This is a genomic window from Streptomyces sp. TN58 (assembly GCF_001941845.1).
GTDB lineage: Bacteria > Actinomycetota > Actinomycetes > Streptomycetales > Streptomycetaceae > Streptomyces.
Map to the genome: position 1 here is coordinate 3,583,827 of NZ_CP018870.1, position 23,361 is coordinate 3,607,187.

The window sequence follows — 23,361 nt, forward strand, 5'->3', positions numbered from 1 at the left end:
GGACCAGTGTCAGCTGTGCCACCCGCGTCACCCCCACCCGCCTCACCCGCGTCCGTGCCCGCTTCCGCGGCCGCGCCCGCGGGGGGCCCGTCCGGCCGCCCGCTGCGCCCGGTGGTGTGGAAGTTCGGCGGCTCCTCGGTCGGCGACATGGACCGGCTGCGCCGGGTCGCCCAGCGGCTGGTGGACGCCAGGCGCGCCGGGGCGGACGTCGTCGCGGTCCTGTCCGCGATGTCGGACACCACCGACGACCTGCTGGAGATGGCGAACGGTCTCACGACACAGCCCGACGCCCGGGAGCTCGACGCGCTCCTGGCGACCGGCGAGTCCATGTCGTGCGCGCTCGCCGCGATCGCCGTACACGAACTCGGCGAGCGCGCCGTCTCCCTCAACGGCCGGCAGGCCGGAGTCCTGACCGACACCGCGCACGGCAACGCCCGTATGCGGTCGATCGACCCGGCCCGGATCGTGGCGGCCCTGGAGCAGGGCCTGATCGTCCTGGTCACCGGCTACCAGGGCGTCACCGACGACGGTGACGTCACCACCCTGGGCCGCGGCGGCTCGGACGCCTCGGCCATCGCCGTGGCGGCCGCGCTGGGACTGCCCGCATGCGACATCTGGACCGACGTCCCGGGGGTCTTCACCGCCGACCCCCGGGTCGTCCCCGACGCGCGGCGCCTGGACCGGCTCAGCCACGAGGCGATGCTCCAACTGGCCGAGGCCGGCGCGCAGGTCATGCAGCCCCGGGCCGTGGAGCTCGCCGCCGCGCACGGTGTCGCCATCCACGTCCGGTCCTCGTTCACCGGCGAACCCGGCACGTGGATCACAGAAGTCAGGGAGGAGCACGACATGTTCGAGACGGCCCGGATCACCGGTGTCGCCCACCGCCGGCACGACCCGCTCTACCAGGTCGACGGCCTGACACCCGCCCAGGTGTCGGCGGCCCTCGCGGGCCACGGCCTGCCGGTCGGTTCCATCATCGGCAGCCCGGGCGAACTCCGCTTCACCTCGCCGGGAGCCGAACCGCAGTCGGTCATCGCCGCCCTCGGCGACATCGGTGCCGCCGTCGCCGTCCACGACGAGGAGCTGGGCAGTGTGAGCGTCGCCGGGGACGCCTGCGGCAACCGCTCCGAGGTCACCCTGCGGATCCTGGAATCCCTGGAAAGCACCGGCATCAGGCCGGTGTTGGTCACCAGCACCCCCAGCCGGGTCTCCTGCCACGTCGCCTCCGGCGCCGTCGACGAGGCCGCCCGGGTCCTGCACAGCGCCTTCGGCCTGCACACCGACGCTGCCGCCCCGCAGCCCGTCGGCGCGGGACGAGCCAACTGAGGAGGCGAGAGCATGACCAGCACGCAGGGGCGTGAGGACACCGCGGGCCGACGCGGCGTCCTCGCCAACCGGGACTTCGTCAAACTCTGGAGCGGGCAGACGGTCTCCCTCGTCGGCTCGCAGGTGACCGACATCGCGCTGCCGCTGGCGGCGGTCATCACCCTGAACGCCAGCGCGTTCCAGATCGGCCTGCTCAACGTCGCCAGGTTCGCACCGTACGTCCTGGTGACCCTGCTGGCCGGAGTCTGGTTCGACCGGCGGCGCAGGAAGCCGACCCTGATCGCGGCCGACGCGGTCCGGGTGCTGCTGATCGGCGCGTTGCCGGTGGCCCACCTGCTCGGCGTGCTCTCGCTCCCGTGGCTCTACGCCGTCGGGTTCCTGGCCGGCGTGGCGACGGTCCTCTTCGACGTGGGGATCCTCTCCTACATCCCGGGACTCGTCGACAAGGACGACCTGGCGGACGCCAACAGCAAGATGACGGCCAGCTACTCGGTGGCCGGCATCGCCGGCCCCGGGCTGGCCGGCTTCCTGGTCGGCGCGCTGACCGCGCCCGTCGCGCTGACCGTGGGCGCCGCCACCTACCTGGCATCGGCCGTCGCCCTGTGGTGGATCCGCAGGGCGGAAGCCGAACCGGAACGGCCCGCCGAGGCGAAGTCGGTACGCGCCGACATCGTCGAGGGCCTGCGCACGGTCGTCGGCAGCCGCATCCTGCGGCACCTGGCGACCCAGTCCGCGGTGTTCAACCTGTTCGAGAACGTCATGACGACCGTCTTCCTGGTCTACGCGGTCAGGACCCTGGAACTGAGCCCCTTCCAGCTCGGCCTGGTCGTCGGCGCCGGCTCCGTCGGCGCGCTGCTCGGCGCGACGTTCTCCGGACGCATCAGCAAGCGCCTCGGCTTCGGCCCGGCGCTGCGCCTGGTCACGCTGCTGGCCTGCCTGTCGCCCGTACTGCTGCTCGTACCCGGCGGCACCGGCCTGTTCTCCCTGGTCGTCCTCGGCGCGACGCTCGCCGTCCACGGATTCAACCTGGCCGTCTTCAACGTCAACTCGCTCACCCTGCGCCAGACCGTCACACCGGCCCGCCTGCTGGGGCGGATGAACGCCAGCTACCGGCTCATCCTCTACGGCACGATCCCGCTCGGCGCACTGCTGGCAGGCTCGCTGGCCTCCGTCTTCGGCCTGCGCACCGCCCTCGCCGTCGGCGTCGCGGGCATCGCCCTGCCGGCCGTCTGGATCACCTTCTCGCCCGTCTACCGGCTGCGGGAGATGCCCGAGGGCCCCGTCGACACGGACCAGCCCGCAAGCGTCGCGCCGTCACGCGCGGCCGAGTCGTGACCGCGCCCCGCACGCCGCTCCAACCCACCGCCCGAAAGAAGGACCACCCAGTCATGTTGACCGATTCCCAGCGGGCCGCGCTGACCGCCAGGCTGCGTCGCACGGCCCCCCCGATCGCCTCGATCCCCCGCCGCTCGCCCGCGCTGCAGGACCTGCCGCTCTCCTACGGACAGGAGCAGCTGTGGTTCATCGACCAGCTGGCCCCCGGGGAATCCACCTACACCATCGCCGGCGCCGTACGCATGACCGGCGCCCTCGACCGCGCCGCCCTCGGTGCGGCGCTGGACGCCCTCGTCGCCCGCCACGAGGCCCTGCGCACCCGCCTGGTCACCGTGGACGGCGCACCCGTCCAGGTGATCGACCCGGCCGGGCCCGTCGAGCTGGCCTTCGTGGACCAGCGGCACGTCGCCGCGGACGAGGTAGAGGAAGCCTGGCGCGCGGCGGCGCAGAAGGAGACGGCCCGCCCGTTCGAGCTGGAGCGCGGCCCCCTGTTCCGCGTCCTGCTGCAGCAGCTCTCCGACGAGCACCACGTCCTGCTGATAACCGTCCACCACACCGTCTTCGACGGCTCCTCGTTCCCCGTCCTCCTGGCGGAGCTGTCCGAGTCGTACGCCGCCGCCGTCGCCGGGACGGCCGCGCAGCTCCCCGAGCTGCCCGTCCAGTTCGCCGACTTCGCCGTCTGGGAGCGCGACCGGCTCCAGGGCGAGACGCTGAAGGAGCTCACCGAGTACTGGAGCGAGAACCTCCAGGGCGCGCCCGTACTCCAGCTGCCGACCGACCGGCCCCGACCGCTGGTCCAGACGTACCAGGGCACGACCGAGTCCAAGGACCTCGGCGACAAGATCCTGACCCGGCTCACCGCGCTGGGACGCGACGAGGGCGCCACCCTCTTCATGACCCTGATGGCCGCCTACCACGTCCTGCTCCACCGCTACAGCGGCCAGGACGACATCGTCGTCGGCACCGTCAGCGCCAACCGCAGCCGCCCCGAGCTCCAGCCGGTGATCGGCTACCTGATCAACACCCTGCCGGTCCGCGTCGACCTGTCCGGCGACCCCACCTTCCGCGAGGTCCTGGAACGCACCAAGACCGCCACCCTGGGCGCCTTCGGCCACCAGGACCTGCCCTTCGCGAAGATCGTGGAGGCCGCCAAGGCACCCCGGGACCCCTCGCGCTCCCCCGTCTTCCAGGTCGGCTTCATGCTCTCCGACGACCAGAAGCGTGACCTGCGGCCCGGCGGCATGACCTGGGCCTCCGAAGAACTCCCGGCCGAGGCCGCCAAGTTCGACCTGCTGGTATCCGCCGTCGAGAGCGGCGGCCGGCTGGGGCTGAACCTCAGCTACGCCACCGCCCTGTACGACGCTGCCACCGCGCAGCGCCTGCTCGGCCACTTCGAGACGCTGCTCGACGGCCTCCTCGCCGACCCCGACGCCCGCATCTCGCAGCTCCCGATCATGACCGAGGCGGAGCTGCACCAGGAGCTCGTCGCCTGGAACAGCGACAAGGCCGACTTCCCCGACTGGAACCTCCACCAGGCCTTCGAGGCCAAGGTCGCGGCGCACCCCGACGTCATGGCCGTCGAGCTCGACGGCGAGGGCCTGACCTACGCCCAGCTCGACGCCCGCGCCAACCAGGTCGCGCGGCGGCTGCGCGAGCTCGGCGTCGGCCCGGAGGCGCTCGTCGGCGTCAGCATGCAGCGCACCGTGCGCCGCATCGTCGGCATCATGGGCATCCTCAAGGCCGGCGGCGGCTACGTGCCGCTGGACCCGGAATACCCCGCCGACCGCCTGGCCTTCATGGTCGAGGACGCCAAGATGACCGTCGTCCTCACCGACGAGGCCAGCGCCTCCGCCGTACCGACCGACGACGTCACGGTGCTGGACCTGGACCGCTCCTGGACCGAGCTCACCGCCCTGGACGACAGCCCCCTCGAAGCCCTCGCGAGCCCGTCGAACGTCGCCTACGTCATCTACACCTCGGGCTCCACCGGCCGCCCCAAGGGCGTGGTCGTCGAGCACCGCAACGCCGTCAACTTCTGCTACGCCGAGATCGAGTTCTGGCCGCTGGGCCCGGGCGACCGGATCCTGCAGTTCGCCTCACTCAACTTCGACGTGTCCGTCCTGGACATCTTCGGCGCGCTGCTGTCCGGTTCCACCCTCGTCCTCGGCAGCACGCAGACCCTGCTCTCCCCGCCGCGACTGGCCGACCTGATCCGCGGCGAGGGCATCACCTTCATGTGCCTGCCCCCGGCCGTGCTGAACCTGCTGGCCGAGGAGCAGTTCCCGAGCCTGCGCGTCGTCATCGCCGGCGGCGAGGCCTTCTCCTCCGAGCTGGTCCGCAACTGGGCGCGCCCCGGCATGCGCTTCATCAACGGCTACGGCCCCACCGAGACCACGGTCGGCTCGACCATGGCCCGGTGCCAGGACGACGGCATCGACCCGCCGCCGATCGGCCTGCCCCTGACGAACTACACGGCGTACGTGCTGGACAAGCACCTCAACCCGGTACCGGTCGGCGTCGCGGGCGAACTCCACATCGGCGGCGCCAGCGTCACCCGCGGCTACCTCGGCCGGCCCGAGCTGACCGCCGAGCGCTTCGTCACGGACCCGTTCAGCGACGCCCCGGACGCCCGCATGTACAAGACCGGCGACCTGGCCCGCCGCCTCCCGGACGGCAACCTGCAGTACCTCGGCCGGCTCGACCACCAGGTCAAGATCCGCGGCCTGCGCGTGGAGCTCGGCGAGATCGAGGCCGTGCTCGCCGCCCACCCGTCCGTCGCCCAGGCCATCATCATCGTCGGCGAGGACCAGGCCGGCCAGAAGAACCTCATCGGCTACGCCCGCACCAACCCGGACGCGCCCGCCGTCACCGTCGGCGACCTCCGTGCGCACCTGGGCGAGGCGCTTCCCGCCTTCATGGTCCCCGCGCACCTGATCATCCTCGACACCTTCCCGCTCAACGCGAACGGCAAGGTGGACCGCGCCGCCCTGCCCGAGCCGGACAGCGCCGGGGACGCGGGCGACTACGTCGCACCGCGCACCATCCTGGAGACGGTCCTGGCCGACATGGTCTCCGACGTGCTCAAGCTCCCGCGGGTGGGCATCGAGGACAACTTCTTCGAGATGGGCGGCAACTCCCTCCAGGCGATGCAGGTCATCACCCGCCTGCGCAAGGACCTCGGCGTCGACACGGACGTGACCGCGATCTTCCTCGCGCCCACGCCGGCCCGGCTCGCCGCGGCCCTCGTCGCCAAGCACGGGCTGGAGGACGCCCCGCTGGACGAGCTGGACGACCTCGAAGCCCTGGAGGAGACGGCCGGCCCGGCCGCCTCGAACACCGGCGCCGTCGCGGCCGGTTCGGACACCATCGTGCCCCTGTCGGAGCGCACCGACGGCGACCCGCTGTTCCTCGTCCACGCCGTCGGCGGCACCGTGTACCCGTACTTCGCTCTGATGCAGGAGCTCCAGGACCGCTACCGGGTGCTCGGCGTGCAGGCCGCGGGCCTGCGGGCCGGCAGCGAGCCGCTGCGCGACCTGGGGGAGATGGCCGACGCGTACACCGAGGCCATCCGCCAGGCCCAGCCCTCCGGCCCGTACCGTTTGGCCGGATGGTCGATGGGCGGCCTCCTGGCCCTCCAGATCGCCCGCCGCCTGGAGGCGTCGGGCGCCGAGGTGGCCCTGGTCGGCCTGCTGGACACCCCCTTCTCCGCGGAGGACGTCTCCGGGGTCGGCGAGCAGGCCTTCGCGGCCCAGTTCGTCCTGGACGGCGCCCGCGCCCTCGGCCCCGACGCGGGCGAGCTGCCCGACCCGCAGACCACTCCGGTGGCCGAGCAGCTGCGCTGGTTCGGCGAGAAGCTGACCGGCGGCACGGGCGACACCGAGGAGGTCCAGGAGGACATCAACCGCAGGTTCCAGGTGTTCAAGGCCCACATCACCCTGATCGGGGGCCACCGCCCGGAGCCCGTGGCGGCCCCGGTCGTCGTGGTCTCCGCCGAGCAGTCCCCGGACCTGTCGGCCCAGTGGACCGCCCTCCTCGGCACGGGCATCCGTACCGTCCGCGTCCCCGGCGACCACTACACCTTCCTGCGCGCCCCCGGCGTCCAGCAGGCGGCGCAGGCCCTCCGCACGGCGGACGAAGCCTGACCCCGTCCCGGGGCGCGGCCCGACCGCGCCCCGGACCCCACAGACCCCGGGCCGGCCACTGCCGCCCGGGGTTTCCCCTGTGCGAAACGAAAAGGCAGAAGCCCCGGGGCCCGGTTCGGATGGGCGGGACCGTGGCGTGAAAAGGCTGGCCGAAAGCCGAAAGCGTAGCCGTGGAACGATCACCGCACTATCATCCGATTTTGCTTGGGCTTGACCAGAAGCCCAGGTGAAAGCGATGCGGGGGGATCACGTGCATCACCATTTGGGTCGGCTCGGAGTAGAGGAAAAGCAAGAGCAGGCATACAGAGGCCTGTTGCGCTGTACACGCGCCACGCCCCACACCCTGGCGGTCCACCTCGGCTGTGACGACACCGAGGCCGTGGAATCCGTGTTGAACACCCTCGTGGCCATGGGCATGGCCACCGCCGACGGGACGGAGGCCTACCGGCCGGTCGCGCCGAGCACGGTCGTCGCCCGGCTCGTCGAGCGGCGGCTCAAGGCCCTCCACGAAGAAATGCGGCACGTCTCGGAGACCCGGGACCTGCTCGAATCCCTGCTGCGCGAACAGGAATTCGAGAACGGGGGACCGTACGGCGACTCCCAGTCCGACGCGCCACTCATCGAACGGCTCGAAGGCCTGGTCAAAGTCCGGGAGAAACTCGACGAGTTGTCGTTCTTCTGTCGGACCGAACTGCTCGCCACCCAGCCGGGCGGCCCGATGACGAAGGACAACATCGACGCCGCCCGGCCGCTCACCGAGCAGCTGCTGCGGCGCGGGGTCGCGATGCGCACCATCGTGGAGAGCGGCGCCGTCGCCGACCTGGCCACCGCCACCTACCTGCAGGAACTGACCACCAAGGGGGTACGGATCCGGGTCGTGGAGCGGACCGCCGAACGGCTGCTGATCTTCGACCGGCAGACCGCACTGGCGCCCATCGACCCGAACGACTCGACCCTGGGCGCGGTGGCCGTCCGCGAGCCGGGCCTCGTCGGCGGCATGATCGCGCTCTTCGACCGGATCTGGGCCGAGAGCCGCGAACTCCACGAGGTCGTCGGCAGCCCTGCGGAGGGCGAGGGCCCCGAGGGCGGACTGTCCGAGCTGGAAAGGCAGATCCTGGCCACCATGCAGATGGTCGACAAGGACGAGATCGGCGCGCGCGAGGTCGGCGTCTCCGTCCGCACCTACCGCAAGTACGTGGCCGCGCTCATGGGCCGCCTGGACGCGGCCAACCGCTTCCAGGCGGCGCTGCTGGCCCGCGACCGCGGCTGGATCTGACCAGCACCGGATCCCGGGCCCGGACCCCCGGCCGCGTCAGCGGGCCGGGGTGTCCTCGGGGTCGAGCAGCCACTCCCAGCCGGCCAGCCCCGGGTCCTGCCACAGCCTCCGCAGCTCCTCGGTGACGGCCTCGGCGGCCATCGCCTCCGGCAGGACGACCGCCAGCGAGAAGCCGACCTGGAAGAACTGCACCGTTCCGCGCCATCCCGACGGCAGGAGGGACGACACCCGCACCGCCGTCGTCTCCGGCGCACCGGGCCGCCCGTGGGCCGACACGGACGCCGCCGCCGGGGACGGCATCACAAGGACGCGCAGGAAGGTCAGCGCACCGGTGTCCCGCGGCGCGGGCTCGTGAGAGCCGTCTGTCATGCCGCCCGCCCGTCCGGCAGGACCCGCGCCGCCTCGTCCGTGTCCGTGCCCGCCGTGTCAGCCGTCTCCGTCAGGTCCACCGCGTCCGTCCGCACGGCCAGGGCCGTCAGCGGGCGCTCCGCGAACATCCGTACGGCGGCTCGGGAGACATCGGCGAACGGGGCCTCGCGCAACGCCCGGGGCAGGCGCATGAGCCAGGTCGCGTCGTGCCCGTAGGCGGCGGTCTGACAGAGCATGTCCGCAAGGGTCTCCTGTGCGTCGAACACGCTCAGCACCTGACCCGCGCAGAAGATCCGCGTGGCGTCCGTCTCGGCCGCCGTGAACGGCTCGCGCGCCAGCCGGCGCACCCGCTCGCGCAACTCCCCGACCGTATGCGGCCGGTACGGCCCTTCGTGCCAGGCCCGCAGGTAGGCGCGGTGGCCCGCCGCGACCATGTCGCGGCCGGTGATCACGGTCAGGCCGGGGGTGCGGTCGACGGCCAGCCGGGAGCCGAACCAGCCACCCAGCGCGGCCGTGGCCAGGTAGTCCGCCGCCTCGGTCGCGGTGCTCATCGCTGCCGGCGCACAGAGGGTCACGTGCGCCTCGGCGGCACCCGGCCGGTGCAGGGTCAGCACGGTGTCCTCCCCGTAGGCGTCTGCGGGCCCCGGCGCCGCCCCCTCGGGGGTGACGGCATCGGCGGCGCTCCACCCGGCGAGGGTACGGGTCACGAGGGCGGCCGTGGCGTCCGGGTCGCCGGGGCCCGTCACCACGACCACGGCGCCCGCGGGTCCGGGCAGTGCGGCGGCGTCGCCGGTCCCCGGGAGCAGCCGCAGGCGCAGTGCGGCGTCGGCGGCCCGCTGGAGCGCGGTCGCGGCCGGAGCGGCCGACACCGCGGCGTGCGCGGGCCCGTTCGCCGCGCCCGCCGCGGCCGTACCGCGGGCCAGGACCGTCCCGACGACCGTACGCAGCCAGTCCCCGGCCCGCTCGGCCGGCGCGTGACCGCTCACTTCCAGCCACTGGTCGTCCGTGGTCACCTGGACGGTGCCGAAGTGTCCCGTGGCCCGCCAGGCCGCGCCCGCCCGCAGCTGGGCCTCGTACGCCAGCCGCCGGATCCGACCCGGGGCCCGCCAGCCGTCCGGACCGAGCGGCGCCTTGATCCGCAGCTCGGCGAGCGGGGTCCGCTCGTCCCGGTAGCAGACCACGCGGGTGCCGGCCGGGGTGTGCGTCTCGGCCCACGCGGGCACCACCGGCTCGCCGGTGGTGCCCGCGCATCCGACCGGGGCGGCCGGGGCCTCGTACGGCGCCGGGCGGGTGCGCTCCGGGCCCGGCGCCAGCACCAGCACGGCCCGCGCCGACCCGCGCAACGCCCGCGCCGCCCCGGCCACTTCGGCGGGGCCGATGTCGGCCAGCAGGTCCGGCAGCTCGGCGAGGAGTCCGGGGCGGCCGAAGAGCAGCTCCAGCCGGCCCAGCGCGCGGGCCCGGGTCTGCAGGTCGTCGTGGCGGCGCACGTGGTCCAGGGCCAGGTCGCGGACGGCCGTGCGGACCGCCTCGCCGTGGCCCGGCGCGCCCGGCTCCGCCCAGTGCGCCAGCCCGGCGTCGACCCGTTCCACGAACCGTTCGGGCGCGGTGTCCGGCGGCAGCAGCCCGGTGACCACCAGGGTCTCGGGGGCCAGGGCGTCGAGCGGCCCGAAGAAGCCGCAGCTCGTCTCGACGGGACCGCCACCGCCCCGCGCGCCGGTGGCGCGCAGCAGCCGGGCCAGCACGGTGTGCGCGAGGTACCCGGCCAGGTCGCGGGCCGGGTCCGGCAGCCGGTAGCCGAGCGCCACGGCGGTCGCGGCCACGCCCGGTTCGGTGCCGTACGCCCACCGGTCCGCTTCCGGCGCCCGCTCGCGCAGGTCCGGGCGGGTGGGCACGGGCCGCCCCGGGATGTCCCCGAAGTACCGCTCGACCAGCGCGCGGGCCTCGGCCGCGTCGAACCCGCCGACGAGCGTCAGCACGGCGTTGCCGGGCGCGTAGTGCTCGGCGAAGAAGGCCCGGCAGTCGGCGACGGTCGCGCTGCGCAGCCGCTCCGGGTCCCCGTACCCGTCGTGCGCGTTGGCGTACGAGCGGTAGAGCACAGAGGGCAGCAGCGGCCAGGGGAAGCCGCCGTACGGGCGCTCCACGGTCGTCCCGCGGATCTCCAGGGCGACGCCCTCAAGCTGCTCCGCGAGGGCCTCCTCGGTGAACAGCGGCGCCCGCATCCGGTCGGCTTCGGCGAACAGCGCCCCGTCGAGGGCGGAGGCGGGCACGGCCTGGTAGTAGTCCGTGTAGTCCTGGTGCGTGGTGCCGTTCGCGGAACCGCCGAGCCGGTGGATCCGGTCGTAGAACTCGCCTCCGGCCAGCTGGGCGCTGCCCTGGAACATGAGGTGCTCGAAGAGGTGCGCGAAGCCCTCGCGGCCGGGGGGTTCGGACCGGAACCCGACCCCGTAGTGCACGGCCACCGCCACCCGGGGGTGGCCGTGGGAGGGGGCGAGCAGCACCCGGAGCCCGTTGGGCAGGGTGAACCGGTGCATCAGTGGTCTCCTGGTGCGGTGGGACCGCCGAAGCCGGTGAGGTAGCCGAGGAAGCCGGCGAAGCGTTCGACGGTCTCCGGCTGCCAGCCGACGTAGGCGGTGTAGTCGTGCAGGTGCAGGGCGATGCGCAGGGCCGCCAGCCGCGGCCGCAGCGGACCGAGGGAGCGCCCGTACCCCTCCTCGACGGCGTCGACGAGGGACTGCCAGGCCCGGCTGTCGCCGGAGAGCTGCCAGGCGAGCTCGGTGAGCTCGCCGACGGCCCAGCCCACGTCGGAGTACCAGGGGGCGAGGCACAGGTCCTCGCCGGCCAGCAGCTCCACGGGGCCGTCGGCGGCGGGGCCGGACACGGGGGCGGCGGCGACGAGCGAGCCGAGGCCGGGCGCGCCGTGGGAGACGACGAGGGCCGGGTCGGCGGCGAGTTCGGCGGTCCAGTCGCGCAGCCGGTGCCAGCGCTCGGCGCCGAGCCGCTCGCGCAGTACGGACGCGGCCTGCGCGGCCCAGACCTCCGGCGCGCGGCCGGCGAGCCACGCGTCGAGCCGGGCCCAGCCGCGCGAGGCGGTGGACGGGGCCGGCACGCCGGACGGGACGGGCACCGGGACCGGGGCGGTGTGCAGGGCGGCGAGGGCGCGGCCGAGGGCGTGCAGGGCCGGGCGCAGCCCGGGGTGCGGGCCGTGCCGCAGCAGGTGGCCGGCCACGGACTCGTCCCCGGACAGGCCGCGGTAGGCGCGCGCGCCGCCGGGCAGCTCCTCCCCGTGGACCAGGCGCACGCCCGGGGTCGGGGGGGTCTCGGGGAGCGGGGTCGGCAGCGGGTGGAAGCCGGCGGGGGCGAGCGGTCCGGGCTCGCGGATCCACAGGCCGCCGTGGACGGTCGTGCGCAGCAGCCCGGTCCCGAAGCGGACGGGACCGCCGCCGACGCCCTCGGCGGCCTCCTTGACGGCGGTGGCGGTGGGGGTGGCGGTCACAGCGTGCTCGCCGGCGGCGGGAGGGGCACGGACCCGGCGGCGGCCAGTTCGCGGCGGCGCTGCTCGACCATCGCGAGCGCGTCGGGCAGCGGCGCGGGCGCCCAGGCGTCCTCGCGGCCCGTGGTCATGGAGAGCCCGGGACGCGGCGGCAGCACGGCCACGTTGGGACGGGCGGCCAGCGCCGCGTGGTGGGCCCGGTAGGCGGCGCTGTGCAGCCCGCCCGGCGGCAGCGCGGGCAGCAGCACCACCGGGGCGGTGGTGCACTGCGCGGCCAGCAGCGCGGGGCTGTCGGCCAGCCCGAGGGCCAGGCGCGCCATGAAGTGCAGGGTGGCGGGGGCGACGACCACGGCTTCGGCCCACTCGGTCCACAGCACGTGCCGCGCGTGCACCTCGTCCTCGGCCCACCGGTCCGGCAGGACCTCGGCGCCGCTGTGCCCGGCGAGCGTGACCCGGCTGACGAACCGCTCGGCGCTCGCGGTCACCCCGATCCGCAGCTCCAGGGACGGGTACGTGCTGCGCAACCAGCCAAGCCAATACGGTAGTTCGGCGGCTGCCACGGCCCCGGTCACCACGAGCAGCAGCCGCGAGATCCCCAGCGCGGGCGCCGGTACGGCGGCCACGGAACCGGGGGCGGCCTGCGCGGCGACCGCCGCCGGAACGGTCTCCGGGGCCGGGGCCGCCGGGGTCGCGGGGGCCTGCGTACCGGCGCTCACCGCGTCAGCTCCGGCAGCATCGCCTGCAGGTCCGCCAGCGCGGAGGGCAGCCCCTCCACCTGGCACACACCGGTCAGGTTCAGCGCGATCTCGTCGACGCCCACCGCCGCGTACTCCACGAGCCGGTCACGCACCTCGCCGAGGTCGCCGTGGACGAACGCGCCGCCCTCGATCACGGCCTTCGCGACGGACAGCGGGTCGGGCTGGTCGACGTCGATGCCCGAGCGGCGCAGCATGTCCTGGTAGTGCGGCATCGAGAGGTGGCCGGTGTTGCCGGCCAGGACCAGCTTCGCCGGGTCCCGGTCGGGCGCGGTCAGCGCCACCGGGACCATCGCCACCAGGCGCGGCATCGGCCGGCCCGCGGCCTCGGCCCCGGCCCGGAGCTCGGGAACGATGACGTCCCGCAGGTACTTCGGCGGGGTCAGCCACGTGATGGCCACGTCCGCCACCTCGCCGGCCAGCCGGGCCATCTTCGGCCGCAGCACGCCGGCGCCGAGCTCGACGCGCGGTCCCGGCAGGGACGGCAGCCCGATGCGGCAGTCGAAGTACTCGCCGCGCAGCTCGACCTCGCGGCCGGCCAGCAGGCCGCCCATGATGGTGAAGTACTCGCGCACCGCGCCCAGCTGGCTGCGGTAGGGCGCGCCCAGCACGTTCTTCTGGAGGATCGCCGCGCCCGGTCCGATGCCCGCGACCACCGGGTGGCCGGTGGTCACCGCGAGGGACTTGGCCTGGAGCGCGGCCTCGATCGGGTGTCGGAAGGGCATCAGCGTGACCGCCGTGCCCACCGGGATCCGGAATCCGGAGGCCGCCGCGTACGTGAAGGTCTGGTACGGCTCGGACATCAGGGCCTGGCCCTGCCACAGCCGGTCCGCGGCGCCGGAGGCGACCAGCGCGGCCAGCGGGAGCGCCTGCTCGTGCCGGGTCGGCATGAACGGCATCATGATCGAGTACTTGGTCATGCCGTGACTTCCTTCGTGGACCGGGCCGCCGGGGCGGCGGCGCCGCTGAGCAACTGGGCACTGACCAGTTCGCTGTAGGCGGGGCTGGAGTCGAGCAGTTCGTCGTGCGTGCCCTCGGCGATGACCCGGCCGCGGTCCATGACGACGACCTTCGCGGCGTGCCGGACGGTGGACAGGCGGTGCGCGACCACCAGGACCGCCCGGTCCTCGGCGAGGGTGTCGACGATCTGCCGCAGCCGCTGCTCGTTGACGCTGTCGAGCTGCGAGGACGGCTCGTCGAGGAGGACCAGGCTCCCTTCCGCCAGTACCGCGCGGGCCAGGGCGACCCGCTGGCGCTGCCCGCCGGAGAGGTCGTGGGCGCCGCCGAGGACGGTGTCCAGGCCGTCGGGCAGCGCCCGGACGGAGGTGTCGAGGCCGACCGCGGCGAGCGCCGCGTACAGCTCCTCGTCGGTCGGTACGGCGGCCAGGCCCAGGCTCAGGTTGGCCCGTACGGTGTCGCCGAGCAGGGTGAACGCCTGGTCGACGAAGGCGATCCGGCCGCGCAGCTCGTTCAGCGGCAGGCGCGCGGCCTCCTCGCCGAACAGGTGCACACGGCCCGACTGCGGCTCCATGAACCGTTCGATGAGGGCCAGCGCGGTGGACTTGCCGGCGCCGGAGAGACCGACGACGGCCGTCAGACCCTGGGCGGGCACCTCGAAGTCCACGCCGCGCAGGACGGGTTCGTCGCCATAGCCGAAGGTCACGTCCTCGAAGCGGACGGCGGGGGCCGGACCGGGGGTGTTCCGGCCGCCCGCCGTCCGGGCCGGCTCCGCCGCGGCGGGCGCCAGGTCCTCCACCGGTAGGGCGAAGACGTCGTTGAACCGCTGCCGGGAGGTGAGCCCGGCCTGGATCTGCGCGGCACCGGAGGCCGCCATGATCAGGGGAGCGGTCAGCTGGAGCAGGTAGAGGAGGAAGGCGACGAAGTCGGGGAGGGCGAGGTCACCGGAGACGAGCCGGGCGCCGCCGCCGAGCAGCACGGTCAGCAGGGCGATCTGCTGGCCCAGGTTGATCACGGGGACGACCAGCGACTCCATGCGCGCCGCGTCCACGCCGAGCTTCTCCAGCCGCCGTGCGTGACCGTCCAGCGTGCGGCCGACCCGCTCCTCCGCCCGGTACGCCTTGATGACGACGAGGGCGTCGAGCGCGGTGATGAACTGGTGGGTCAGCGTGCCGATGTCGTCCTGCATGTTCTGGTACGTGCGCCGGAGCCCGCGGATCACGACGGCGACGAAGGCCAGGGCGCACACGAACCCGGCCAGGGTGATCAGCAGCAGCACCCAGTCCAGGACGCCCATGATGACGATGGTGCCGAGCAGGGTGATCGCGGCCATCGGGAGCTGGATCGGCCCGATGTTGATGGCGCCCTTGAGCTGCATGGCGTCGGCGGTCAGCCGGGTGGCGAGGTCGCCGCTGCCCACCGCCTTGGCGTCGGACAGCCGCATGGCCAGGCCGCGCCGCATCGTGGTGATGCGCAGCCGGCGGACCAGCTGCTCGCCGAGGCGGGACAGCAGGAACGCGGCGAGCGCGCCCGCCAGGGCGGAGCCCAGTCCGGTGCCGATCATCAGCAGGGCGGCCCGGGTGAGTCCCTGGCCCTGCTGGACCTGCTGGACCAGCTCGGCGACGACCAGCGGCAGTGCGAGGGTGGCGGCGGCGGAGACCGCCGCGAGCAGGGCGATCACGGCCATCTGGAGCCGGTTGCCGGGCCGGAACAGCTCGCGCAGGATGCGCAGCTCACCGTCCCAGGAGTCGGCGGCGCGTTCGGCGGACGCCTCGGTCTTGGTGGTGACGGTCATGACATTCCCCCCAGTCGGGCGTTGCGCAGGGCGGTCCGGGCCTTGACGATGCCGCCGTGCTGGAGCAGGCCACCGATGTAGATCCGGCCGCCGACGCGCAGCAGCGCGGCGATCGAACCGAGCAGCAGGACGGCGGCCAGGGCGACCTCCCACCACGGCACGTTCTCGCTCGCCATCCGGACCGGCATGACGGCCGAGGACAGGCCCGGCACCAGGGACAGCACCCGGGTGAGGGTGTCGCTGATCCCGGTGAAGGGCGCCAGCGCGGCCATCAGGCTCAAGGTCTGGAGCATGCTGACCGGGCCGGCCGCGTGCTGGAGGTCCTCGGCCCGGGAGGCCAGGGCCCCCGCGACGGCCCACAGGGCGGCGAATCCCAGGAAGCCGGGGATGAACCAGAGCACCACGGACACGCTGGTGCCGATCGCGTCGGCCGGCGCGTCCACCAGGTCGGCGGCGATGGCGACCGTGACGCCGCCCGCCGCCATGGCGCTGATCTGCACGAACGCCACGAGCCCGATGCCGAGCACCTTGCCCGCCAGCAGCTGCCAGGCGTGCACCTTGGCCAGCAGCACCTCCACGATGCGGCTGGACTTCTCCTCCAGGACGCCCTGGGCGATGCCCTGGCCGAACATGAAGGTCAGGAAGAACAGGGCCATCACGCCGATCGCGGCGGTCATGGTCCGCTCGGTCCTGCGGTCCGCGTCCGGGTCGAGCGCGGACACGGTCAGCGGCTGTACGGCCAGGGCCCGCGCGATCGCGGGGTCGGTCAGTCCGCCGTCCCGCAGCCGTTCGGTGGTCTGCGCCGTGCGGTGGGCCTCGTACAGCGGGCCGGCCAGCGGCTCGGGGAGCTTCTCGCGGACCAGGACCCGGCCCTCGCCGACCAGCGCGGCGTCGGCCTTCTCCGCCCGTACGGCGGCCTCCGCGGCCGCCTCGTTCTCGTAGGAGACGACCTCCACGCCGCGCGCGCCACCGTCGCCGGATGCCCCGGCGGTCTGCGCGCGCAGCGATTCGGTCAGGTCCCGGTGTTCGCCGACGACGGCGAGGACCGGACGGTCCGCGGCGCCGGTGAAGACCTTCTGCAGCCCGAGGGCACCGCAGAACACCAGGATCATCATGACGAGGGAGGCCCACAGCTCCTTGCGCTGGAACTGCGTGACGATCTCGCGCCAGGCGACGAGGCCGACGAGGGTGAGCGGCCCGTGCGGGGTGTTCCGGTTCATGCTGCCACCGCCTCGCGGAAGATTTCGGTCAGGGACGACTCGCGCCAGGCGAAGTGGACGATGTCGCCGTGGGTCTGGGCGGCCGAGAGGATCTCCCGTACGGAGACCTGCTCCTCGACCTCCAGCGTGTAGCGGTCGTGGCGCGCCTCGACGACGCGGGTGCCGGCAACGGCCGACGCCCACCCGGCCGGAGCGCCCTCCAGGGCGATCTCCAGGCGGCGGGTGGTCTTGCCGCGCAGTTCCTCCACCGTCCCCTCGGCGACCAGGGCGCCGTCGCGGACGATGCCCACCCGGTCGCACAGCCGCTCCACCAGGTCGAGCTGGTGGCTGGAGAAGACGACGGGCACGCCGTCGCGGGTGAACTCGGTCAGTGCCTGCGCCATCGCGTCGGAGGCGACCGGGTCAAGGCCGGAGAAGGGCTCGTCCAGGATCAGCACGCCCGGGCGGTGGATCAGGGCGGCGATCAGCTGGACCTTCTGCTGATTGCCCAGCGACAGCTTGTCCAGCACGTCCTTGGGGCCCATCTTGACCCCGAGGCGCTCGATCCACTCGTCGGCCCGGGCCTTGGCCTCGCGGGCCCCCATGCCGCTGAGCCGGGCGAAGTAGACGAGCTGGTCGCGGGGACGCATCTTGCCGTACAGGCCCCGCTCCTCGGGCATGTAGCCGATGAGGCGGCGGCCGGCGCTGTCGACGGGGCGGCCCTCGAAGCGGACCTCGCCGGTGTCGGCGGCCAGCATGCCGAGCGCGATGCGCATGGCGGTGGTCTTGCCGGCGCCGTTGGCCCCGCAGAACCCGTACAGCTCACCGGGGCGGACCTGGAAGGACAGTCCGCGCAGGACCTTCTTGTCGCCGAACGCCTTGGTGAGAGCGTCGAACTCAAGCACCGGCCACCTCCGGGACGCGGTCCCCGGCGACGGCCGGGGAGAACTCGACGACGGACCGCACCGGGGTGACCGGACCCTGCCAGGTCGGGGTGAGACCGGCCCGGTCGGCCAGGTCCTTGACGGCCTCGACGGTCCGGGCGGGGACCGGGACGGTGGCGGCGACGCGCAGCGCGGTGTCGGCGGCGGCCAGGCCCGTGCCCGTCTCGGGCAGGTTGATCTCGGCGAGGAGCACCCGCCCGTCGGGACCGGCGGCCTCGGCGACGCGGCGCAGGATGGCCACGGACTTCTCGTCGCTCCAGTCGGCGAGGATCCCCGACAGCAGGTAGACGTCGTGTCCCTTGGGCAGTTCCTCGAAGAAGCTGGCGGCGACGGCGCTGCCGCGGTCGGCCAGGCCGGCCTCCTCGATGCGGCGGGCGGCGATCCCCGCGACGTTGGGCAGGTCGATGACGGTGCCCCGCAGGTGCGGGTGGGCACGCAGCAGCTCGATGAGCAGGGTGCCGTTGTTGCCGCCGACGTCGGCGACGCTGCGGACCGTCGACCAGTCGTACGCGCGGATGACGGCGTCGGCGTCCCAGCCGGCCACGGTCGGCCCCTCCGCCTCCAGGGCTCTGACGTAGACCGGGTCGGTGTTGATCTCGTCCCAGTAGTCGCGGCCGAACACGGCGGCGTGGGAGGCCTCCCCGGTCCGCACGGTGTGCAGCAGGCCCACCAGTCCGAGGGAGACACGGCCGAACAGGCCCTCCATGCTGAGGTACTGGGCCAGGCTCGGCTCATGGGTGCGCAGCAGGGGGCGGGAGAGGTCGGTGAGGGCGTGGACGCCGTCGGCGTCGACCGTGAACAGCCCCAGTTCCACGAGGTAGCGCAGGAGCTTCGCGAACACCTCGGGGTGCGCGCCGGCCCGTTCGGCCAGCGTCGCGGCAGTGCCACCTCCTTCAGCCACCAGGTCGGCGATGCCGAGGGTGGCGGCCACGCGGACGGCGTTGGGCTTGAGGAGGTCGGACATGTCGAGGAGGGTCTGGGTGTGTGCGCTGTTGTCGGTCATTCGCCTGGGCTTCCCGTTGTGGAGTGAGGGGTTCGATGGGCACGGGGCCCGGAAGTGGGGCGGGCACGGTGCCCGGAAGTCAGGTGGGGGCGCGGGGGCCCGGGGGCGGGGCGCGGTGCCGTGACGCCCCGGGGGGCGGCGGGTGCCCGGAGTCGGGCACCCGCCGCGGGCGTTCTAGCCCGGCCCGTTGGTGGTGACGTAGCTGAGCGCGAAGCTCGCCACGGCGCCGCAGAACGGGGTGGTGGCCGGGGCGCCGGTCACCGCATCGACCTCGATCTCGTCGGCGTCGGCATAGGACTCGTAACCCGTCACCAGGTCTTCGAGCGTGCTCTGGTCGTTTCTCATGGCGGTCGTCTCCCTTCAAATCGTGTGTGTGGATGATGAGTTGGAGTGAGGCTCCGGCTTAACCGGGTCCGTTGGTGGTGACGTAGCTGAGCATGAAGCTCGCGGCGGCACCGCAGAACGGGGTGGTGGCCGGGGCGCCGGTCACCGCGTCGACCTCGATCTCGTCGGCGTCGGCATAGGACTCGTAACCCGTCACCAGCTCCTCAAGGGTGTTCTGGTCGTGGGACATGTGGTTCACCTCCCTTCGTCGGCTCGTTGCGTACGGGAGGACGGCGGCTGCGGGAATCCCGCGGGGATCAGCAGCCGAGCTTGTAGGTGGCGCCACCGGCGGCGGAGGCGGCGGCCGAGGCGCACCAGCCGGAGGACACCGCGGACGCGGCGACGGTCGCGGCGCAGACCGGGGTGGTGGCCGGGGCGTCGGCGACCGCCTGGATGCCCAGCTCCGAGGCCTCGGCGTAGGTGTTGTAGCCGGCGACCAGGTCCATCATCGAAGCGTTGTCCATGGTTCTTCTCCTTGTGGAAGGGTGCCCGGTGGGCACCTGAGAGGTGTGCCGTACGTGGTGCACGTGCGGTACGTACTGAGGTGGAAGCAGGGAGCGGGTGCGCGGGGCACTCACGCCCTGCAGCCCCCTCAGGCCGCGGCGGCCGTCGGGGCGGTGCCGGTCGCGCCCGGGGTCACCGGTGCGGGGAGTTCCGGCGAGGTGAGGTTGCGCGCCGGACGGTGCGGGTCGATGCCGGCCTGGGTGAAGCGGGCCGTGAGCGCCTCGGTCAGCGGGATTCCGTGCCGGGCCCGGTCGAGCAGGGCTTCGGCGGCGGCGCCGGCGCGGTGCTGTCCGAAGCTGAGGCCGCGCATGGCCGGCCGGTGGTCCGCGGGCTCGAAGGCCACGCCGACGCCGGGGGCGACGCGGTGGACGAAGTGCGATGTCTCGGCGCCCAGTCCGGGCAGGGACGGCGCCAGTTCGGCGAGGACCGGAACTGCGTGCCAGGCGTCGGGCTGGAGGTAGACGACGAGGGCGTCGCGCCTCGGGTAGAGCGGCAGGCAGGAGAGGACCTTGGCCTGGTAGGCGATCTCCAGCTCGTTGAGCCGGGTCAGGACGGCCCGCCAGGCGTCCGGGGCGGCCTGGGAGTCGCTCAGGTTCAGGTAGACGCGCAGCAGTTCCGTCGGCGCGCCCCGGTTGACCGGGCTGGTGACGACGAAGAAGCCGGGGGAGAGCGCGGGCCGCGCGGCGGGCACGCCGAGTTCGACGCGGGTGCCGGGTGCCGGGGCGGTGACGCTCATGGTCTGCCGGGGGACCCATGTCCGGATGCCGTCCCGCAGGACGAGCACGTCGGCGGCGTCGGCGGGGGTGCCGGCCGGCTGGGGAAGCACCACGGCCTCGGCGGTGACGGTGCGGTGCGGTACGGCGTCGCCGAGGCGCCGCTCGAAGTCGGTGTCGCGCAGGATCCGCGGCAGCTTGGAGGCCGACTCGTCCTGGCCGGAGTGCAGGGTCTCGTACAGGGCGGTGCCGAGGAGGGTCTTGAGCTCACCGGGGCTGTCCGCGGTCAGTTCGCGGCCCGCGACGGTCGCGGAGAGGCGGTCGTCGGCGATGCGTACGCGTTCCAGGGCCTGGAGCAGCGCGGCGGGCGGGGCTTCGGTACCGGTGCCGGGGCCGGTGCTCGTTCTTGTTCTCGTTCCCGTGCTCACGGGGTTACCTCCAATCCGAGTGCGGTGACGAACTTCTGGGGGTGGAGAAGGATGTTGCGGCCGATGCCGGCGGCCGCCCGCTCGATGCCGGACAGGCGCATCCGCTGCGCGCTGCCTGCGATCAGGCGGTCGAGCATGTGCCAGCCGGCGAAGGCGGCGGCCCGCTCGGGGAGTCCGGGGTCCATGTCGGGGCGTACGGCGGCGTACGCCCGCCAGAAGTGCCGGATCTTGGGCCGCAGGCGTTCGATCTTGGCCACGCCGCGGCTGAGGATCGCCTCGTGGGTGAGCTCGTACTCCTCGGGCCCGCTGCCCTCTTCGTCGCCACGGGTGGTGACCACGTCGAGGATGGAGCGGTAGAGCCACTCGCCGGCGAAGCTGCCCACGTCGCGGGCGGGGTCGGCGAGCCGGAACTCCTCCCAGTCCGCCACGTACAGGCCCTCGTCGGTGAGCAGGAGCTGGTCGACGCGGAAGTCGCAGTGGGAGGGGACCTTGGGCGCGGCGGCCTCGGCGGCGCGCAGCCGCGTCAGTGCCTCGACCAGCTGTGCGTCGCTCTGCATCAGGCGCCAGGCCTGGAGTTCGGCGAAGCCCAGGTTGTCGAACATGCCCGGAGGCAGGCCCTGGAGGAAGTCCAGGGAGGGCAGCGCCGGCGGGGTGGTGTCCAGCTCCTCGGGGCCGGGGTGCTCCGCGCCGTGCAGGAGGCCGATGGCGCGGCCGACCTGGCCGGCCAGCTCGTCGTCGAAGCTCTCGTCCACCATCAGCTCGGCCCCGCTGCGGGCGCCGTCGAGGTAGGTGAAGGCGACCAGCCGTTCGGCGGTGTCGTTGCCCAGGAAGACCGGGCCGCGCAGTGCGTGGGGCGGGAGGGTGACGGCGAACCGCTCGAAGGCGAGCAGGCGCCGCATCCGGTCGCGGACGTCATCGCCGGTTCCGACGAGCCGTTTGACGAAGACCTCGCGGCCGCTTTCCGTACTGCCGGCCCATATTTCGTTGCGGCCTATCGGCGCGGAGAGCGAATTCCTGTCGAAGTGGCCGAATCCCATACGGTCGAGAAAGGATTCCACCGCCGGAACTCCGTCGAGATCGACGGGAGCGAATGTGGTCGACATCGGGTGGCCGACCTCAGATGCTCTGCGTCGCGGGACCGGTGGTCACCGAGGGGCTCTGCCAGCCGGGAATCGACTGGTTCGGGCCCTGCCGGCTCGGGCCCTGCCAGCCCGGGATCTGCTGGCTGGGGCTCTGCCAGCCCGGGATCGAAGCCGCCGTGACCTGCGGTTCCGTCGGCTCGCCCGGCGTCTCGTCGGCCACCGTGACGGCGGTCGCGGTGACCTGGTGAATGCCGGCCGGCGCGGCGGAACGGTCCTCCGAGTCACCCGAACCGGTCAGGGTCGCGACGGCGATTCCGGCGACCAGTCCCAGTGCGGTGAATACGTAGACCGAGCGCTTCTTCGAACGTTCCCTGACGGTGGCAGACTTCGACATCTCGTTTCCCCTCGTGGTGTCGTTCACTTCTCGACGAGGACAACTCTGCCGCGCCGGAGAGCCCCTGAGAGGGAAAAGAGCGTTCAGCTTCCTGTATGCGCGGTTCAGCTTCCTGCACCCGCTTCCGGGCCTTGAAGAGACCGCGGAACAACCCAGGCCCAGGTCGCTGACCTGGGCCTTCCTGGAGGAACTGCATCGACCGCACGGAGGCCTCGGCTTCCCCCTGTACCGAAGACGTGCCGCCGCAACGCGTCGGGCGCGAGCGGGGTGAGGCTCAGGTGTGTGTGCCGGCCCGCACGGCCCCGCGTCTCACGCGTCTACGACGCAGGCTGGTTCATCACCTCACAGCGTGCCGAGGGCGAAAGCAGTTACCTGGAGCCCCTGGCAACGGCAACGTCGGACGTCCTTCGCGCAGCAATTGAGGGGCGTGTCAAGGTAGTCAAGGCGATGCTGAAGGAGTAGGACGTGGGCGGCCCCGGTGGGCACCCAGGCCTTGGTTGCCTGCGATGCTCACCGTGCCAGTTGCAACTAACCCGGGAAGCCCAGGTTCTTCAGGTAGGTAAGGCGCGCGTCTATGGCGGCCGAGAACCGAAGCCAGTTGAGCTTGTCGACAGGCTCGTTGGGCTTGGGGTTCGAGGATGACGACGTGACGTAGCACGCAGCGTTGTAGAGCCGCTCAGACATGAGCCTTTGGCAGAAGACGCCGAAGCGCTCCTGGTAGGACATCCCATGCCAGATCGGGTCTACAGGCAGTGCGCCTTTGGACGGCTTAACCGGCCGACGGGATCCTTCTTCGTCCTGCATGATGAAGAAATATCCGAGCCAGGGCTCCTCCCCCGGGTACAGCTCGGCCAGGGCCGCGTGCCGCAAGTCGATGGCGCTGCCCAGCGCTTCCTCGACCCGGTTGTTGTAGTTGTTCCCGAACGAGGGTCCGCCGAGCGCCTTCAGCTCGAAGGCAGCCACGAGGGTGTCCCTGTGGACGACGACCAGGTCCCACTGCTTCTGGGGCCGGTAGTAGCCAGGCAGTTCAAGGCCCTGCGACTTGGTGACGCGGATGCTCTCAGGGGGGTACCCGGCGTCGAGAAAGAACTTCGACAGCAGCACAGCGATGGGGTCGAAGTGCTTGCCGCCACGTACGGAGCCTGCCGTGCCGGCGCCCACAGCAGCCTTGATCGCCGACTGCTCGCGCTGCAGGTCCTTGGCTCCCCAGTAAGCGGCTACGGCGTCTTCGAAGTCTTGGCGGGTGACCGTCAAGATCCGCTCCT

At 73.0% G+C, this 23,361-nt stretch carries 20 protein-coding genes; 4 read left to right on the top strand and 16 right to left on the bottom strand.

The window, feature by feature from the left end:
• The first annotated feature begins 54 nt into the window (after positions 1–54).
• The 4 genes from BSL84_RS16215 to BSL84_RS16230 all read left to right on the top strand — a co-directional run bounded on the left by BSL84_RS16215 (position 55) and on the right by BSL84_RS16230 (position 8,079).
• Positions 55–1,326 (top strand): aspartate kinase, encoded by a 1,272-nt coding sequence (locus tag BSL84_RS16215; protein WP_075970602.1) that lies wholly within the window; start codon positions 55–57, stop codon positions 1,324–1,326.
• Between the two features lie 12 nt (positions 1,327–1,338).
• Positions 1,339–2,661, top strand: coding sequence for an MFS transporter (locus tag BSL84_RS16220; RefSeq protein WP_030028054.1), 1,323 nt, complete (start codon positions 1,339–1,341; stop codon positions 2,659–2,661).
• A gap of 53 nt (positions 2,662–2,714) precedes the next feature.
• Complete coding sequence (locus tag BSL84_RS16225) at positions 2,715–6,803, top strand: non-ribosomal peptide synthetase (RefSeq protein ID WP_075970603.1); 4,089 nt, start codon at positions 2,715–2,717, stop codon at positions 6,801–6,803.
• A gap of 313 nt (positions 6,804–7,116) precedes the next feature.
• Positions 7,117–8,079 carry a response regulator transcription factor gene (locus BSL84_RS16230; protein ID WP_052680418.1) on the top strand — a complete coding sequence of 321 codons (963 nt, stop codon included), beginning with the start codon at positions 7,117–7,119 and terminating at the stop codon, positions 8,077–8,079.
• Positions 8,080–8,115: 36 nt separating this feature from the next.
• On the opposite strand, the gene BSL84_RS16235 is transcribed toward BSL84_RS16230, so the two are convergent.
• From BSL84_RS16235 to BSL84_RS16300, 16 genes are all read right to left on the bottom strand, one after another.
• Positions 8,116–8,448, bottom strand: coding sequence for a hypothetical protein (locus BSL84_RS16235; RefSeq protein ID WP_030028050.1), 333 nt, complete (start codon positions 8,446–8,448; stop codon positions 8,116–8,118).
• The gene (locus BSL84_RS36100) at positions 8,445–10,979 is read right to left on the bottom strand and encodes a M16 family metallopeptidase (protein ID WP_075970604.1); all 2,535 of its coding nucleotides are present in this window, start codon (positions 10,977–10,979) and stop codon (positions 8,445–8,447) included. Before BSL84_RS36100 ends, BSL84_RS16235 begins: the two co-directional genes overlap by 4 nt.
• The gene (locus BSL84_RS16245) at positions 10,979–11,941 is read right to left on the bottom strand and encodes a hypothetical protein (protein WP_075970605.1); all 963 of its coding nucleotides are present in this window, start codon (positions 11,939–11,941) and stop codon (positions 10,979–10,981) included. Before BSL84_RS16245 ends, BSL84_RS36100 begins: the two co-directional genes overlap by 1 nt.
• Positions 11,938–12,654: a flavoprotein gene (locus BSL84_RS16250; RefSeq protein WP_234308289.1), complete on the bottom strand. Its 717-nt coding sequence runs from the start codon at positions 12,652–12,654 to the stop codon at positions 11,938–11,940. Before BSL84_RS16250 ends, BSL84_RS16245 begins: the two co-directional genes overlap by 4 nt.
• Positions 12,651–13,613, bottom strand: a complete 963-nt coding sequence (locus BSL84_RS16255; protein ID WP_030025853.1) for an LLM class flavin-dependent oxidoreductase — start codon at positions 13,611–13,613, stop codon at positions 12,651–12,653. The genes BSL84_RS16250 and BSL84_RS16255 overlap by 4 nt, the downstream gene beginning before the upstream one ends.
• The gene (locus tag BSL84_RS16260) at positions 13,610–15,445 is read right to left on the bottom strand and encodes an ABC transporter ATP-binding protein (RefSeq protein ID WP_075970606.1); all 1,836 of its coding nucleotides are present in this window, start codon (positions 15,443–15,445) and stop codon (positions 13,610–13,612) included. Before BSL84_RS16260 ends, BSL84_RS16255 begins: the two co-directional genes overlap by 4 nt.
• Positions 15,442–16,665, bottom strand: coding sequence for an ABC transporter permease (locus BSL84_RS16265; protein ID WP_030025848.1), 1,224 nt, complete (start codon positions 16,663–16,665; stop codon positions 15,442–15,444). The genes BSL84_RS16260 and BSL84_RS16265 overlap by 4 nt, the downstream gene beginning before the upstream one ends.
• Positions 16,662–17,549 (bottom strand): ABC transporter ATP-binding protein, encoded by an 888-nt coding sequence (locus tag BSL84_RS16270; RefSeq protein ID WP_075970607.1) that lies wholly within the window; start codon positions 17,547–17,549, stop codon positions 16,662–16,664. Before BSL84_RS16270 ends, BSL84_RS16265 begins: the two co-directional genes overlap by 4 nt.
• Positions 17,542–18,591 carry a methyltransferase gene (locus tag BSL84_RS16275; RefSeq protein WP_030025845.1) on the bottom strand — a complete coding sequence of 350 codons (1,050 nt, stop codon included), beginning with the start codon at positions 18,589–18,591 and terminating at the stop codon, positions 17,542–17,544. Before BSL84_RS16275 ends, BSL84_RS16270 begins: the two co-directional genes overlap by 8 nt.
• A gap of 174 nt (positions 18,592–18,765) precedes the next feature.
• Positions 18,766–18,936 carry an LxmA leader domain family RiPP gene (locus tag BSL84_RS36105; protein WP_158879745.1) on the bottom strand — a complete coding sequence of 57 codons (171 nt, stop codon included), beginning with the start codon at positions 18,934–18,936 and terminating at the stop codon, positions 18,766–18,768.
• A 58-nt stretch (positions 18,937–18,994) separates the two neighbouring features.
• Complete coding sequence (locus BSL84_RS36110; protein ID WP_158717266.1) at positions 18,995–19,165, bottom strand: LxmA leader domain family RiPP; 171 nt, start codon at positions 19,163–19,165, stop codon at positions 18,995–18,997.
• Positions 19,166–19,232: 67 nt separating this feature from the next.
• On the bottom strand, positions 19,233–19,439 hold the full coding sequence (locus BSL84_RS16280) for an LxmA leader domain family RiPP (protein WP_030025843.1): 207 nt from the start codon (positions 19,437–19,439) through the stop codon (positions 19,233–19,235).
• Between the two features lie 128 nt (positions 19,440–19,567).
• Positions 19,568–20,620, bottom strand: a complete 1,053-nt coding sequence (locus BSL84_RS16285; RefSeq protein ID WP_079273209.1) for a T3SS effector HopA1 family protein — start codon at positions 20,618–20,620, stop codon at positions 19,568–19,570.
• On the bottom strand, positions 20,617–21,723 hold the full coding sequence (lxmK, locus tag BSL84_RS16290) for a class V lanthionine synthetase subunit LxmK (RefSeq protein WP_030025841.1): 1,107 nt from the start codon (positions 21,721–21,723) through the stop codon (positions 20,617–20,619). Before lxmK ends, BSL84_RS16285 begins: the two co-directional genes overlap by 4 nt.
• 13 nt (positions 21,724–21,736) lie before the next feature.
• Positions 21,737–22,096 carry a hypothetical protein gene (locus BSL84_RS16295; protein ID WP_075970608.1) on the bottom strand — a complete coding sequence of 120 codons (360 nt, stop codon included), beginning with the start codon at positions 22,094–22,096 and terminating at the stop codon, positions 21,737–21,739.
• Positions 22,097–22,624: 528 nt separating this feature from the next.
• Complete coding sequence (locus tag BSL84_RS16300; protein WP_075970609.1) at positions 22,625–23,350, bottom strand: PaeR7I family type II restriction endonuclease; 726 nt, start codon at positions 23,348–23,350, stop codon at positions 22,625–22,627.
• Positions 23,351–23,361: the final 11 nt, after the last annotated feature.